14 protein-coding genes are annotated in these 14,544 nt (G+C 67.9%); 8 read left to right on the forward strand and 6 right to left on the reverse strand.

The genetic code is table 11. The features are described 5' to 3' along the window. The first annotated feature begins 20 nt into the window (after positions 1–20). Together ACLBYA_RS30605 and car are read left to right on the forward strand one after the other, a co-directional pair. Positions 21–908: a DMT family transporter gene (locus tag ACLBYA_RS30605; protein WP_447713235.1), complete on the forward strand. Its 888-nt coding sequence runs from the start codon at positions 21–23 to the stop codon at positions 906–908. A 170-nt stretch (positions 909–1,078) separates the two neighbouring features. Next, positions 1,079–4,531, forward strand: a complete 3,453-nt coding sequence (gene car / locus ACLBYA_RS30610; protein WP_447713236.1) for a carboxylic acid reductase — start codon at positions 1,079–1,081, stop codon at positions 4,529–4,531. Here car and ACLBYA_RS30615 read toward each other — a convergent pair whose 3' ends face one another. Then, on the reverse strand, positions 4,532–4,933 hold the full coding sequence (locus ACLBYA_RS30615; protein WP_447713237.1) for a TIGR03668 family PPOX class F420-dependent oxidoreductase: 402 nt from the start codon (positions 4,931–4,933) through the stop codon (positions 4,532–4,534). It abuts the gene before it with no gap. A 94-nt stretch (positions 4,934–5,027) separates the two neighbouring features. On the opposite strand from ACLBYA_RS30615, the gene ACLBYA_RS30620 reads away from it, so the two are divergent. The 4 genes from ACLBYA_RS30620 to ACLBYA_RS30635 are packed head-to-tail and all read left to right on the forward strand — an operon-like array spanning position 5,028 to position 8,771. Beyond that, the gene (locus tag ACLBYA_RS30620) at positions 5,028–6,143 is read left to right on the forward strand and encodes an ABC transporter substrate-binding protein (protein WP_447713238.1); all 1,116 of its coding nucleotides are present in this window, start codon (positions 5,028–5,030) and stop codon (positions 6,141–6,143) included. 2 nt (positions 6,144–6,145) lie between these two features. After that, on the forward strand, positions 6,146–6,988 hold the full coding sequence (locus ACLBYA_RS30625) for an ABC transporter permease (RefSeq protein ID WP_447713239.1): 843 nt from the start codon (positions 6,146–6,148) through the stop codon (positions 6,986–6,988). After that, on the forward strand, positions 6,985–7,743 hold the full coding sequence (locus tag ACLBYA_RS30630) for an ABC transporter permease (RefSeq protein ID WP_447713240.1): 759 nt from the start codon (positions 6,985–6,987) through the stop codon (positions 7,741–7,743). Before ACLBYA_RS30625 ends, ACLBYA_RS30630 begins: the two co-directional genes overlap by 4 nt. Then, the gene (locus tag ACLBYA_RS30635; protein ID WP_447713241.1) at positions 7,740–8,771 is read left to right on the forward strand and encodes an ABC transporter ATP-binding protein; all 1,032 of its coding nucleotides are present in this window, start codon (positions 7,740–7,742) and stop codon (positions 8,769–8,771) included. The genes ACLBYA_RS30630 and ACLBYA_RS30635 overlap by 4 nt, the downstream gene beginning before the upstream one ends. 72 nt (positions 8,772–8,843) lie before the next feature. Here the strand turns inward: ACLBYA_RS30635 and ACLBYA_RS30640 are convergent, their stop codons facing one another. Further along, a complete protein-coding gene (locus tag ACLBYA_RS30640) occupies positions 8,844–9,410 on the reverse strand; it encodes an orotate phosphoribosyltransferase (RefSeq protein WP_447713242.1) in 567 nt (188 codons plus the stop codon). 32 nt (positions 9,411–9,442) lie between these two features. Beyond that, entirely contained in the window at positions 9,443–10,252 is an 810-nt protein-coding gene (locus tag ACLBYA_RS30645; RefSeq protein WP_447713243.1) for a HugZ family pyridoxamine 5'-phosphate oxidase, read from the reverse strand. Between the two features lie 104 nt (positions 10,253–10,356). Here ACLBYA_RS30645 and ACLBYA_RS30650 point away from each other — a divergent pair, with 104 nt between their 5' ends. Continuing rightward, a complete protein-coding gene (locus ACLBYA_RS30650) occupies positions 10,357–11,619 on the forward strand; it encodes a maltokinase N-terminal cap-like domain-containing protein (RefSeq protein ID WP_447713244.1) in 1,263 nt (420 codons plus the stop codon). 15 nt (positions 11,620–11,634) lie between these two features. Here ACLBYA_RS30650 and ACLBYA_RS30655 read toward each other — a convergent pair whose 3' ends face one another. From ACLBYA_RS30655 to ACLBYA_RS30665, 3 genes are read right to left on the reverse strand one after another with little or no spacing between them, the layout of a single operon-like run. Continuing rightward, on the reverse strand, positions 11,635–12,432 hold the full coding sequence (locus tag ACLBYA_RS30655; RefSeq protein WP_447713269.1) for an ABC transporter permease: 798 nt from the start codon (positions 12,430–12,432) through the stop codon (positions 11,635–11,637). Between the two features lie 7 nt (positions 12,433–12,439). After that, the gene (locus tag ACLBYA_RS30660) at positions 12,440–13,246 is read right to left on the reverse strand and encodes an ATP-binding cassette domain-containing protein (protein WP_447713245.1); all 807 of its coding nucleotides are present in this window, start codon (positions 13,244–13,246) and stop codon (positions 12,440–12,442) included. Beyond that, positions 13,243–13,695 carry a MarR family winged helix-turn-helix transcriptional regulator gene (locus tag ACLBYA_RS30665; protein ID WP_447713246.1) on the reverse strand — a complete coding sequence of 151 codons (453 nt, stop codon included), beginning with the start codon at positions 13,693–13,695 and terminating at the stop codon, positions 13,243–13,245. Before ACLBYA_RS30665 ends, ACLBYA_RS30660 begins: the two co-directional genes overlap by 4 nt. A gap of 51 nt (positions 13,696–13,746) precedes the next feature. On the opposite strand from ACLBYA_RS30665, the gene ACLBYA_RS30670 reads away from it, so the two are divergent. Then, positions 13,747–14,544, forward strand: a complete 798-nt coding sequence (locus ACLBYA_RS30670) for an enoyl-CoA hydratase/isomerase family protein (protein WP_447713247.1) — start codon at positions 13,747–13,749, stop codon at positions 14,542–14,544.

Here is a 14,544-nt window from a genome sequence, read left to right on the forward strand (position 1 = left end):
GTGACGAGGGGGCCGCGCCGTTGATCGACCAGGTGCTCGTCGTCGTGTTTGCGTTGTGCGCAGCCATTTTTGCCGCCATCGGCATCGTGGTGCGCCAGCGCGCGACGATGGATGTGCCCGAGGAACACGGTGTCAGTACCGTCATGTTCGCCACACTGTTGCGTCGGCCACTGTGGTGGGCCGGTACCGCCTCGGCGGTGGCCGGCTTCGTGTTCCAGGCGCTGGCGCTGGACAACGGTTCGCTGATCGTCGTGGCGCCGCTGCTGGTGTCGGCGCTGCTGTTCGCGCTACCGCTGAGCGCCCGACTGGCGCACCGCCGGGTCACCCGCGGGGCCTGGCTGTGGGCGCTGATGCTGACCGTCTCGTTGGCGGTCTTCATCTTCTTGGCGCATCCGCGGGCCAACGAACAGGTGGCCCCCGCACCGACCATCGCCGTCGTCGTCGCGGTCTGCACCGTGCTGGTGATCGGCTGCGTCGTCATCGCCGTGCGCAGCACCGGCTGGAAGCGCGCGGTGCCGTTGGCCGCCGCGGTCGGGGTGATGTTCGGGCTGATCGCGGTGCTGACGAAGATTCTGATGTTCATGCTCGACCGGGGCAGTGTGGCCGACGTCCTGGCCACCCCGGTGCCCTACGCACTGGTGTTTCTCGGAGTCACGGCGACGCTGCTGCAGCAGTCGTCGTTCCATGCCGGCTCGCTGCAGATGTCGGTGCCGACCATGGTCGTCGTCGAGCCGATGGCCGCGGTCCTGCTCGGGGTGTTCATCCTGGGCGAGACCCTGAATGCCAACACCTGGGAGGCGGTCGTGCTGACCGCGGCGGTGCTCGCGATGACGGCCGCCACCATCGCGCTCGGTCGCGACGAGGGCGCCTACGAGGAGCAGCTCGAAGCCCAGTCACACCGCGTCTGAGACAGCGATTCACAGTAAATCGGCAGGTCGCAGGCAGTGGGGCATATCTTTAGTTTTGCTAACGTTGTATCGGATGGCCGGTGCGGACAATGCAGTCCGCTGGGTAATTTCCCGTCGCTTCGCTCGCCCGGCCTATCTGAAACGTCGTCAGTAGAACCGAGGTAATTGTCATGTGTTCCGAAACTCGCGACGAGCAGCGTCTCGCCCACCTGTACGCCACCGATCCCGAGTTCGCCGCGGCCGCACCCGACCCGACCGTCGTCGACGCCGTCAACGCACCCGGGCTGCGGTTGCCCGCGATCGTGCGCACCGTGCTCACCGGTTATGCCGACCGTCCGGCGCTGGGCAGCCGGGCCATCGAGTTCGTCACCGATGCGAGCACCGGCCGCACCCGTGCCGAACTGCTCGGCCACTTCGACACCGTCACCCATGGCGCGCTGTGGGATCGGGTGGGCGCCGTCGCGGCGGCCTGGCAGAACAACCCGGTGCGACCCGGTGACCGGGTCGCCATCCTCGGTTTCGCCAGCATCGACTACACGGTCGTGGACATCGCCCTGACGCAGCTCGGCGCCGTTTCGGTACCGTTGCAGACCAGCGCGTCGGTGACCGCCCTGGCCCCGATCATCGCCGAGACCGAACCCGTACTGATCGCAGTCGGCGTCGACTACCTCGACGATGCGGTGGCACTGGCCCGCGAATCGACCGCCGCCACCGTGGTGGTGTTCGACCAGCATGACGAGGTCGATGAGCATCGCGAGGCGATCGCCGCCGCCCGGGCCGCGCTGGGTGATGGGTGCAACGTGCAGACCCTCGACGAGGTGATCAGCCGGGGGAGGGGCGTGGCCTTCACCGAACCCGCTGCGGGCGAGGATGATCCGCTGTCACTGCTGATCTACACCTCGGGCAGCACCGGCGCGCCCAAGGGTGCCATGTACCCCGAAGGCAAGGTCGCCGATATCTGGCGGCCCGCCGCCCACGCACACTGGGACGACACCGCAGGCCGGGTGCCCTCGATCGTGCTGAGCTTCATGCCGATGAGTCACGTGATGGGCCGTGGCATCCTGTACAGCGCGCTGGCCAGCGGCGGCACCGTCAATTTCGCCGCCCGCGCCGATCTGTCCACCCTGCTGGAGGATCTGGCGCTGACCCGGCCCACCCAGCTCAACTTCGTGCCCCGCATCTGGGACATGCTGTTCCAGGATTACCAGAGTCGGATCGCCCATGGCGCAAGCGAACTCGATGTGCTCGACGACATGCGGACCCATCTGCTCGGTGGCCGCTACATCAGCGCGCTGACCGGTTCGGCACCCATCTCGCCGGAACTCAAGGCCTGGGTGGAACGCCTGCTGGACATGCATCTGCTGGAGGGCTACGGCTCGACCGAGGCCGGTGCGGTGTTCGTCGACGGTCGCATCAGTCGGCCGCCGGTGCTGGAATACAAGCTGGTCGATGTCCCTGAATTGGGTTACCACCGCACCGATGTGCCACATCCGCGCGGCGAACTGCTGGTCCGCTCCGGGCAACTGTTCCCCGGGTACTACAAGCGGCCCGAGGTCACCGCGAGCGTGTTCGACGAGGACGGCTTCTACAAGACTGGCGATATCGTCGCCGAACTCGGACCCGATCAGGTCGTCTATATCGACCGGCGTAACAACGTGCTCAAGCTGTCGCAGGGCGAGTTCGTCACGGTGTCCAAGCTGGAGGCGGCGTTCAGCACCGCGCCGCTGATCCGGCAGATCTACATCTACGGCAACAGCGCCCGGCCCTACCTGCTGGCTGTGGTGGTGCCCACCGACCCGGCCGCCACCAAGGCCGAGCTCGCCGAATCGCTGAAGGCCACCGCGAAGTCGGCGGGGTTGCAGAGCTACGAGCTGCCGCGGGACTTCCTGGTGGAGACCACACCCTTCAGCGTCGAGAACGGTCTGCTGACCGGTATCCGGAAGTTGGCCTGGCCCAAGCTGAGAGAGCGTTACGGTGCCGAGCTGGAGCAGCTCTACACCGATCTGGCCGATGGTCAGGCCGACGAGCTGCAGGCACTGCGGGCCGACGGTGCGAAGGCCCTGGTGTTGGAGACCGTGGGCCGGGCCGCCTCGGCGCTGCTCGGCGCCGCCAGCGCCGATATCGCCCCCGACGTGCATTTCACCGATCTCGGTGGAGACTCGTTGTCGGCGTTGACGTTCGGTAACCTGCTGGCCGATATCTTCGGGGTGGAGGTGCCGGTCAGCGCGATCGTCAGCCCCGCCGCCGATCTCGCCTCGATCGCGGAGTTCATCGAGGCGCAGCGCTCCGGTGGCGGGCTGCGCCCAACCTTTGGGTCGGTGCACGGACGGGGCGCCACGGTCGCCCGGGCCGCCGACCTCACGCTGGACAAGTTCATCGACACCGCAACACTTTCCGCGGCGCACGAGCTGGCCGCGCCGGCGGCGAATGTCCGGACCGTGCTGCTGACCGGTGCCACCGGCTTCCTCGGCCGGTATCTGGCACTGGAATGGCTGGAGCGGATGGATCTGGTCGACGGCAAGGTGATCGCGTTGGTGCGCGCGCGCGACGATGCGCAGGCCCGCGCCCGGCTGGACGCCACCTTCGACACCGGAGACGCGAAACTGACCGCGCACTACCGGGATCTGGCGGCCAAGCATCTGGAGGTGCTGGCCGGTGACAAGGGTGACCACAACCTGGGCCTGGACGAACAGACCTGGCAGCGGCTGGCCGATACCGTCGACCTGATCGTGGATCCGGCCGCGCTCGTCAACCATGTGCTGCCCTACAACGAGTTGTTCGGCCCCAACGTGCTGGGCACCGCCGAGTTGCTGCGTGTCGCACTGGCCACACGCATCAAGCCGTTCGTCTACGTGTCGACCATCGGCGTCGGCTGGGGTATCGAACCGGGCCGCTTCGTCGAGGACGCCGATATCCGCGAGATCAGCGCCACCCGTGTGCTCGACGACAGCTACGCCAACGGTTACGGCGCCAGCAAGTGGGCCGGCGAGGTGCTGCTGCGTGAGGCGCATGAGCAGTTCGGGTTGCCGGTGTCGGTGTTCCGCTGCGACATGATCCTCGCCGACACCAGCTATGCCGGGCAGCTGAACCTGCCGGACATGTTCACCCGGATGGTGCTCAGCCTGGTGGCCACGGGAATCGCGCCGAAGTCGTTCAATCAGCTTGATGCCCAGGGTGATCGGCAGCGCAGCCACTATGACGGTCTGCCGGTGGAGTTCATCGCCGAGGCGATCTCGACACTCGGTGCGAATGTCACCGATGGTTTCGAGACCTACCACGTGATGAACCCGCACGATGACGGCCTGGGACTGGACGAGTTCGTGGACTGGCTGGTCGACGCCGGCTACCCGATCGGGCGGATCGATGATTACCAGCAGTGGTTCGACCGGTTCGGCACCGCGCTGCGAGCCCTGCCGGATCGTCAGCGGCAGGCCTCGCTGCTACCGCTGTTGCACAACTACACCGCCCCGGGCCTTCCGGTGAACGGTGCGATGGCCCCGACCGACGTGTTCCGTACCGCGGTGCAGGATGCCAAGATCGGGCCCGACAAGGACATCCCACATGTCAGCGCGGCGGTCATCGTCAAGTACGTCACCGATCTGGAGCTGCTCGGCCTGCTGTGATCAGGCGTGCCAGGAGGCCCAGTGGTGGACGGTGATCGCCACCACTGGGCCGTCCAGCGCGGTGCGTTCGTACTGGGTGTACTTGGCGCGTAACAGGCCATAGCCGATGGCCATCTGCTCACCGTCGTGGTGCACGCCGGCGGTGCCGTCGGCGCGCACCCACCACAGCTGCGACCAGTCCTCGGTGTAGTGATCGACCAGTAGGCTGACCCGGGGATTGACCGCGATGTTGGCCAGCCGCCGCAGCCGATGGGTGGACTTACGTTTCGCGTCGACGGCGGTGTAGATGGTGTCGCCTTCGACGGCGAACACCACCGGAACCAGATGCGGCACCGCGGAATCGTCCGCGGTGGACAGTGCGGCGACGGGTGCGTCGGCGAACAATCGGACGGGATCGGTCATCTTCTGATGGTAGAACCGGTAGCGTCGGACCCCGTTCACGAGGATGTCACCGTGCGGCCATGATCCGGTCGTCTGTCCATCGGAAGGTTCGCGCATGAAGATTTCGATGCTTGCCGCAGTGGCACTGCTGACCACCGGGTTGGTCGCCTGCGCGCCGCCGCAGGATTCCGAACCGGCCGCCAGCGAGGGTGGGGTCGACGCCCGCACCGCCACCTCGGCCGCCGACTTCGGCGGCATGGAAGGCCTGATCGAGGCCGCCAAGGCCGAAGGCGAACTCAACGTCATCGCGCTGCCCGACGACTGGGCCAACTACGGCGAGATCATCAAGACCTTCGGCGACAAGTACGGCATCAAGGTCAATTCGGCGCAGCCCACGGCCAGCAGCCAGGAGGAGATCAACGCCGCCGAGCAGCAGAAGGGTCGCAGCACCGCACCCGATGTGTTCGACCTCGGCCAGTCGGTCGCGCTGGCCAACACCGACAAGTTCGCGCCCTACAAGGTCGAGCACTTCGCCGAGATCTCGGATGCCTTCAAGGAGCCGGAGGGTCTGTGGGTCAACGACTACGGCGGCTACATGTCCATCGGGTACGACTCCACCAAGGTGCCGACCATCGCCGGCGTCGACGATCTGCTCAAGCCCGAGTTCGCCGGCAAGGTCACGCTCAACGGCGACCCGACCCAGGCCGGGGCGGCATTCTCCGGGGTGATGATGGTCGCCGTCGCACAGGGCGGGTCACCCGACGACATCGCCCCCGGGGTCGAGTTCTTCCAGAAGCTCAACGAGGCAGGCAATTTCCTGCCCGTCGACCCGACCCCGGCCACCATCGCTTCCGGACAGACGCCGGTGGTGATCGACTGGGATTACCTGAATGTCGAACAGGCCAAGAAGGTTCCGGGCTGGAAGGTCGTCATCCCGCCCAACGCCGCGGTGGCCGGGTACTACTACCAGGCCATCAACTCCGACGCCCCGCACCCGGCGGCGGCGCGGCTGTGGCAGGAGTTCCTGTACAGCGATGAGGGCCAGAACCTCTACCTGGCCGGCGGCGCCCGTCCGGTGCGGGCGGACTGGATGGTCACCCACGGCACCATCGACCGGGAGACCTACGGCACGCTGCCGCCGGTCGACGGGGCGGCCACCTTCGTCACCGTCGACCAGAACAAGGCAGCAACCGAATATCTGGAAGCCAACTGGGCCAAGGCCATCGGCTGAGCGTGCGGTATCTCCGGCAATCCCTGCCGCTGCTGCCGTTCCTGGCAGTGGTCACGATCTTCCTGCTCATCCCGACCGGCACCGTCATCGTCAACGCGTTTGTCGTCGACGGGCACTTCTCGCTGGAACTGATCGGCGCGCTGTTCAGCCAGGCACCGCTGAATGCCCTCTGGCGCAGCGTGCTGTTGTCGGCGGCCAGCGCGTTGATCGGGGCCGCGGCGGGTGCGGTGCTGGCCTGGCTGATCCTGAGCAGTCCACCGCAGTCCCTGCTGCGTCGGGCGGTACTGGCGCTGTGCAGTGTGCTGGCCCAGTTCGGCGGTGTGGCACTGGCATTCGCGTTCCTGGCGACCGTCGGGATGAACGGGGTGCTGACGCTGTGGCTGCAGCATCTGCTGAGCATCGATATCGCCCCCGGCGGCTGGCTGTACAGCCTGCCGGGGCTGATCCTGGTGTACACCTACTTCCAGATCCCGCTCATGGTCATCGTGTTCCTGCCCGCGTTGGAGGGGCTGCGTCAGCAGTGGCGCGAGGCCGCGGTGAGCCTCGGGGCCAGCACCTGGCAGTACTGGCGCGGAGTCGCCGTGCCACTGCTGACCCCGGCCTTCCTGGGATCGTTTCTGCTGTTGTTCGCCAACGCCTTTGCCGCGTATGCCACCGCGGCCGCGCTGGTGAGCCAGGGCAGTCCGATTGTCCCGCTGCTGATCCGGGCCGCGCTGACCAGTGAAGTGGTGCTCGGTCAGGCCGGGCTGGCCTACGCCCTGGCGCTGGAGATGATCGTCGTCGTCGCGGTGGTGATGGTGGCCTACAACCTGCTGGTGCGGCGCACCGCGCGGTGGATGCGATGAAACGTCTCAGCCGTGCCTTGCTGTGGCTGGCATTCGGTGCCTTCTTCCTGTTCCCGCTGTACGCGATGGCCGATTTCGCGACCCGCGACCCGTTCGGCGGTGGCCGCACCATGGCCGCCTGGGCGAATCTGTTCACCGACGATGCGCTGTTGACCGCGATCGTGACCTCGCTGCTACTGGCGGTGCTGACGGTGTCGGCCATGCTGGCACTGCTGGTGCCGACGATGATCTGGGTGCGGTTACGGGCCCCGTGGGCGAACCGGCTGGTGGAGTTTCTGTGTCTGCTGCCCTTGACGATTCCGGCACTCGTGGTCGTCGTCGGGCTGCGCAATGTGTACCTGTGGGTGACCTACCTGCTCGGTGAATCCGCGTTGACACTGACCTTCGTCTACATCGTGCTGGTGCTGCCGTTTGCCTACCGCGCCATCGATTCCGCGCTGTCGGCGATCGACCTGAAGACGTTGTCGGAGGCGGCGCGCTCGCTCGGTGCGGGGTGGACGTCGACGATCGTGCGGGTCATCGTCCCCAATATCGGCACCGGCATCCTGTCGGCGGCCTTCATCTCGATCGCCGTTGTCCTCGGCGAGTACACCGTCGCCTCGCTGTCCGGATTCCAGACGCTGCCGGTGCAGATCGTCGCACTCGGCAGAAGTGACGGCCCGACATCGGTGGCGGCTTCGCTGGCCACCCTGATCTTCGGCTTCGCGCTGCTGTTGGGGCTGGCCGTGTTGACCGGACGGAGGCGACGCAGGTGAGCGTAGCTGTTGAATTACAGGATCTGACACGCACTTTCGGTTCGGTGCACGCGCTGGACGGACTGAACCTGCGCATCGAGCCGGGAGAGCTGGTCGCGCTGCTGGGCCCGTCGGGCTGCGGCAAGACCACCGCGATGCGCATCCTGGCCGGGCTGGAGGAGGCCACCTCGGGGTCGGTGCTCGTCGATGGCCACGACGTGAGCACGGTGCCGGCGAACAAGCGGGATATGGGCATGGTGTTCCAGGCCTACAGCCTGTTCCCCCATCTGACGGTGCTCGACAATGTCGCGTTCGGGTTGAAGATGCGTGGGGTCGGCGCCAAGGAACGCGGTACGCGGGCCGCCGAGATGTTGGATCTGGTCGGGCTGTCCGCCCAATCCGGTCGCTACGCGACCGAGCTTTCCGGCGGCCAACAGCAACGGGTGGCGTTGGCCCGGGCGTTGGCGATCCGGCCGCGGGTGCTGCTGCTCGACGAGCCGCTCTCGGCCCTGGACGCCAAGGTGCGCACCCAGCTGCGGGACGAGATCCGCCGGGTGCAGCTGGAGGTCGGGACGACGACGCTGTTCGTCACCCATGATCAGGAGGAGGCGTTGGCCGTCGCCGACCGGGTCGGGGTGATGAACGCCGGACGGTTGGAGCAGTTGGCGGCACCGACCGAGTTGTACGCGAACCCGGCGACCCCGTTCGTCGCGGATTTTGTGGGGCTCAGCAACAAGGTGGCGGCCCGGGTGTCCGGCGGCACGGCGGAGTTGCTGGGCACCTCGGCGCCCGCCCTGCCGGGGTCGGTCGACGGGGCCGGGGTGGCGATGGTCCGACCGGAGTCGGTGACCGTGCGTGCCGATCGGTCCGGGCACGCCACCGTGGCCTCGGTGGCCTTCCTGGGCGCGATCTCGCGGGTCAACGTGGCGTTGGCCGACGGTTCGGCGCTTTATGCCCAGATGAACAGTTCGGCGGCGCGGACGTTCGCACCGGGCGACCCGGTGACCGTGGGGCTGGAGCCGGGCGGGGTGCTCGTCGTCGCCGGGTGAGTACTCGCCGAGGTTGACGTTTGGGCGGACTTCACTCGCACTTTCTGGCCCAAATGTTCGTTTGGGCGGTAGTTAGACGGCCTTCACGGGGTCGATGCCGAGGTCCTTGTAGGTGACCAGCGCGACGAACGGCACGCCCAGACCGGCGAACAACTCGGTGGCGACATCGCCGCGGTCGACCATCGGGATGACACCGGTGACCGTCACACCGACGTCGAGCACCCGGTCATAGGCCTTCTTCGTGGAGCCGCCGGTGCTGATCACATCGTCGACCAGCAGGACCCGGTCACCGGCGGACAGCCGGGTGCCCTCGATCCACTGCTCGCGGCCGCGCGACTTCTGCTCTTTACGCACCGAGAACCAGGCCGAGCCGGTCACCATGGCGATACCGTGCGCCAGCGGGTCGGCACCCATGGTCAGACCGCCGACGGCGTCGAACTCGATACCCGCCGCGGCGGCCAGGTCGGCGACCGCCCGGCTGACGGTGGTCAGCCGCTCACCGTTGTCGATGGCGTACTTGCCGTCGATGTAATCGTGGCTGAGTTGCCCGCTGACCAGCTTGAACGGCTCCTGGCGACGTTCGTGGGCGCGGGTGCGAATCAGATCGAAGGCGGCCTGCCAGCTGTCCGGACGTTGCATACCGCGATCGTATTGCACACCGGACAGGCGGTTCAGCCCTGGCGGGCCCGTCGGGTCAATTCCACTGAGGCCGAACGCAGTTCGCCGATCGAGTTGATGGGTGCCAGATAACCGGCCCGCGTGTAGGCGATGCCGCGCGGGGTGCTCACCCGCAGGTCCAGGCCATAGCGGTCGGCGCCGGTGCAGGTGGCGGCGGTGGCGTCCGGGAAGCCGCCGAGAGCCTGGGCCATCGCGGTCAGCGCGTCGGCGTGGTCGGCATTGAGGTGTGCGATCGCGCCGGCGGCGTGCGGGGACACCGGATCGGGGGAGGCCGCCGTGTAGTCGGCGCCCGAGGTGGAATCCATCCGGCCGTAGCCGCCGACCCAGCGAACCCGCTGCACCTGCAGCACCCACAGGGTGAAATCGCTGTAGTCGATGTAGTACTTGGCGGCGGGCACCGCATCCAGGTGCGCCTGCCGGGCGGTCTCGAGGTCCGCACCGGTCGGCCGGGTGACCACGCCGGCCAATGTGATGCGTCCGGAGGCCAGCGGGTCGTCCGGCTGTTCGGGCGCCACGATGGCGATACTCGCGCGCTGGTCACCGGCCAGGTTGCGGCCGTGCTCGGCCATGTTCGACACACACAGCACCGGGGCGCCCTCGAGCAGACCGAAGGTGACGAAGGACGCCCACGGATCGCCGTCGGCGGTCAGGCTGGCCAGCGTCCCGGTGTTGGTGGACCCGGCGATGGTACGGGCTTCCTCGGCGGCCGACGGGCGGGTCGCATTGCTGATCGGGGCCAGCGGCGGCGGCACCGACGGGGCGTCGCCGGGATCGCCGTGATCACGCAGTGCGGAGTCAGACATGAGCCGAACAGTACCTAACAGACGGATACCCAACCTGATCTCGGGCTGCGGGTGTACAAGAGCGCACACTCGGGTACGAGGGTGGCAGAGAAGGGAGAGTGCACATGACGCTGCCGTTCGAGCAGTGGCTGCCTCAGCAGCGATGGTTCGCCGGCCGCAACCGGCAGCTGACCGGGGTGCGCCCCACCGCGGTGCAACTGGCGCCGGACCTGGAGCTGACGTTGCTGGATGTGGAGTACGCCGATGCCGCGCCGGAGCGCTACCAGGTGCTGGTGCGCTGGGATACCGGTGCCGAGCACACGGCGATCGGTACCGACGGCGGCCGCACCGGATACGACGCCATCACCGATCCCGAGGTGGCGGGCCGGATGCACGGCCTGATCGCCGAGTCGGCGACCGTCGGGCCGGTGACCTTCCACGCCGAACCCGACGCCGCGCTGGGCCCGAACAGCCCGGTGCGCACCATGGGCGCCGAACAATCCAACACCAGCGTGGTGTTCGGCGAACAGACCATCCTCAAGGCGTTCCGGCGGCTGACCCCCGGGATCAACCCCGATATCGAGTTGAACCGCGCGCTGGCCGGCAACCCGCACATCACCGCGCTGTTGGGGTCGTGGGAGATCGCCGCCGACGGTGAGCAGTACACGTTGGGCATGGTCAGCGAGTTCGCCAAGGGCTCCGCCGACGGCTGGTCGGTGGCCGAGGACAGGACGCGTGATCTGCTTTCGGCGGCGGCCGATTTCACCGAGGAGTCGGTGCGCCTCGGCGAGGCGGTCGCGTCGGTGCACCTGTCGCTCGCCGAACAGCTCGGCAGCCGGGAGTCGGCCTTCCCGGCGCAGACCCTGATCGACCGGGCGCACGCCATCGCCGAACTGATACCACAAGTGCGCGAACGCCTTCCGCAGATCGAGCAGCGCTACCGGGCGGTGGCCGACGAGCCCACCTCGCAGCAGCGGGTGCACGGTGATCTGCACCTGGGTCAGGTGCTGCACACCCAGAGTGGATGGCTGGTCATCGATTTCGAGGGCGAACCCGGCCAGCCGTTGGCCGAGCGGCGCCGGCCGGATTCACCGCTGCGCGATGTCGCGGGCATGCTGCGCTCGTATGACTACGTCGCCTCGCAGCGGCTGCTGGCCCAGCACGGGGCCGATCTGACCGACGCGGCACGCGACTGGGTGCAGGCCAACCGCAAGGCGTTCTGCGACGGTTATGCCTCCGTCGGCGGGCTGAACCCATGGGACAGCGCCGGGGTGCTGCTGGCCTACGAACTGGACAAGGCGATCTACGAGGTCGGCTATGAGGCGCGCTACCGGCCGACCTGGTTGCCGATCCCGCTGGGCGCGGTCGACCGACTGTTGGGTGGCTGATCTGTCGGGTGGTGATCAGCGCACCAGGCGGCGCAGCAGCGCCGAGGCGGTCACCACCCCGAGTACGGCGGCGACGATCAGGACGGTGAGATCGAGCGCCATGTTGGTGGGTGTGCCGATCAGCAGTCCACGTAGGGCGTTCACCTCATAGCTCAGCGGATTCACCGCGGACAGCCAGCGCAGCCACTGCGGCATCACCTCGACGGGGTACAGCGCATTCGAGGCAAAGAACAGCGGCATGGTGATCGCCTGCCCGATACCCATCAGGCGGTCGCGGTTGCGCACCAGACCGGCCAGTGACATCGACAGGCAGGCGAAGAACGCCGACCCGAGCACCACCACGGCCATCGCGCCCAGGATGCGCAGCGGGTTCACCGTCATCGCGACGCCGAGCAGATAGGCCAGCGCCACCACACCGATCACCTGCACCACCGAACGCACCCCGGCGGCGAAGGCCTTGCCGGTGATCAGCGCCGACGGTGGTGCCGGGGTGACCATGAGCTTGGCCAGGATGCCGGCATCGCGGTCCCAGATGATCTGGATGCCATAGAAGATCGAGATGAACAGCGCCGACTGCGCGATGATGCCCGGCGCCAGGAAAGCCAGGTACGGCACACCACCGGTATCGATGACATCGAGGCGGCTGAACGTCTGCCCGAAGATCAGCAGCCACAGCGCCGGTTGCACCATCCTGGTGAACAACTCGGTGCGATCGTGGCGCAGCTTCTGGATCTCGACGAGCGAGAAAGCCCCGACGCGGGAACCGATCCCGGTGAGTCGGCGCCAACCGCGGGGGGCGCGGACCAGGGTCACGGTGGGATCAGCCGACACGGCGGGCCGTCCTTCGGGCGGCGCGCACCTCGCGCAGGCCGGTCGGTGCCGCGTCGGCCAGGTCGGACCCGGCGTAGTGCCGGAAGACGTCCTCCAGGGTGGCCTCGGGCCCGACCCCACGCTTGAGTTCGTCCGGAGTGCCTGCGGCCTGCAGCCGGCCGTGGTGCATCAGCACCACCCGGTCACACAGCGCGTCCGCCTCACCCATGTAGTGGGTGGTCAGCAGTACGGCCATGCCGAATTCGGTCTGCATGCGGTCCACCTGATCCCACACGCTGTCGCGGGCGATCGGATCGAGCCCGACCGTCGGTTCGTCGAGCAGCAGCAGGGACGGCCGATTGACCAGTGCCTGAGCCAGTTCCAAACGACGGACCATCCCGCCGGAGTAACTGCCGGCCTGTTTGTCGGCGACATCGGCCAGGCCCATCGCGTCGAGCGCCTGGCCCACCCGATCGGCACGCTCGCGGCGGCCCACGTCGTACAGGCGGGCGAACAGTTCCACATTCTGCCGCCCGGTCAGCGCCGCCTCGATGGAAAGTTGTTGCGGCACATAGCCGATGTTGTAGCGGATGTCCATGGTGTCGCGGCGGGCGTCGAGGCCGAAGATGCGGACCTCACCCTGTTGGACCGGGGTCAGGGTGGTCAGTACCCGGATGGCGGTGGTCTTGCCTGCGCCGTTGGGTCCCAGCAAGCCGACGGTTTCTCCGGGGGCCACCTGCAGATCGAGCTCGTCGACGGCGGTGAATTTGCCGTAGCGGTGGGTCAGGCCGCGGCAGTCGATGGCGGGCGGGGTCATGTCATGCGCTCCTGGAGTAGCCGGGTAAGCTCGGTCATGACATCCAGACCCGCTGTCAGTGAAGCGATCTGGGTGTCGTCGAGCTGGTCCAGTGCCGCCGCGAGTGCGGTGCGCCGGGCCTGGCGGGACTGGTCGGCGATGGTCTGGGCGGCCGGGGTGAGGCGCAGGCGGCCGATCCGCCGATCGCTCGTGTCGACGGATCGGATCAACAGGTCATCCGCGGCCAGCCGGGACACCAGGGTGGACGCGGTGTTGGCGGCCAACCCGAGTTCGGCGGCGGCCTCGCGTACCGAGATGTCGGGACGACGCCCGACCAGCCGCAGCAGTTCGGTCTGGGCCTGGGACAGGCCGTTGCGATCGAATCCGCCACCGGCCGATCTGCGTACCTGCCTTCGGAACCGGCCGACGACGCCGAACAGCTCGGCGGCGAGATCGGTGCGGGTACGCATGGCAGACACATTACCTCTGTTACAGAGTTATCTCCATGTCATGATGAGGCCATGCCGGAGTACCGCACGCTGCTGACAGATCTGGCCGGCGGGGTCGCCACGATCACCCTGAACCGCCCGGACCGGCGCAACGCCGTCGACGACGGGATGCGCACCGAACTCGCGGATGCCTTGCGGCGCTACGAGGCCGATGACGACGCCCGGGTGATCGTGCTGACCGGCACCCCGCCGGCCTTCTGCGCCGGGGCCGATCTGGTCGCCGGCGAACGGACCTTCACCGCGCCGGGTGAGGGGTTCAGCGCCGCGGGTTTTGCGGTGCCGGCCTGGACACTGTCCAAGCCCGTGATCGCCGCGGTGAACGGACACGCCATCGGCCTGGGGCTGACGCTCGCCCTGCAGTGCGATATCCGGATCTTTGCCGCCGATGCCCGCTACGGGGTGGTGCAGGTGCGCCGCGGGGTGGTGGGCGACGCGTACTCGCACTGGGTGCTGCCACGACTGGTCGGGATCGCGAATGCCGCCGAGATCCTCTTGAACGGAGCGACTTTCGACGGTCACCGCGCGATCGCGCTGGGGCTGGGCAGCCGGGTGCTGCCGGCCGCCGAGGTGCTGCCCGCGGCGCTGGAGGTGGCCGCCGATATTGCGGCGAACACCGCGCCGATGTCGGTCGCGGCCAGCAAGCGCCTGCTGTGGGAGTCCTTCGACCTGACCCGCGAACAGGTGGGCGAGCGGGAGACCGCGATCCATCTGGCGCTGATGGCCCACGATGACGCGGCCGAGGGCGTGCGGGCCCAACTGGCCGGTCGGCCGCCCCGCTGGACCGGGCGGCCGGTCGATCCCACACGGTGA

Source organism: Mycobacterium sp. C31M (assembly GCF_053345865.1).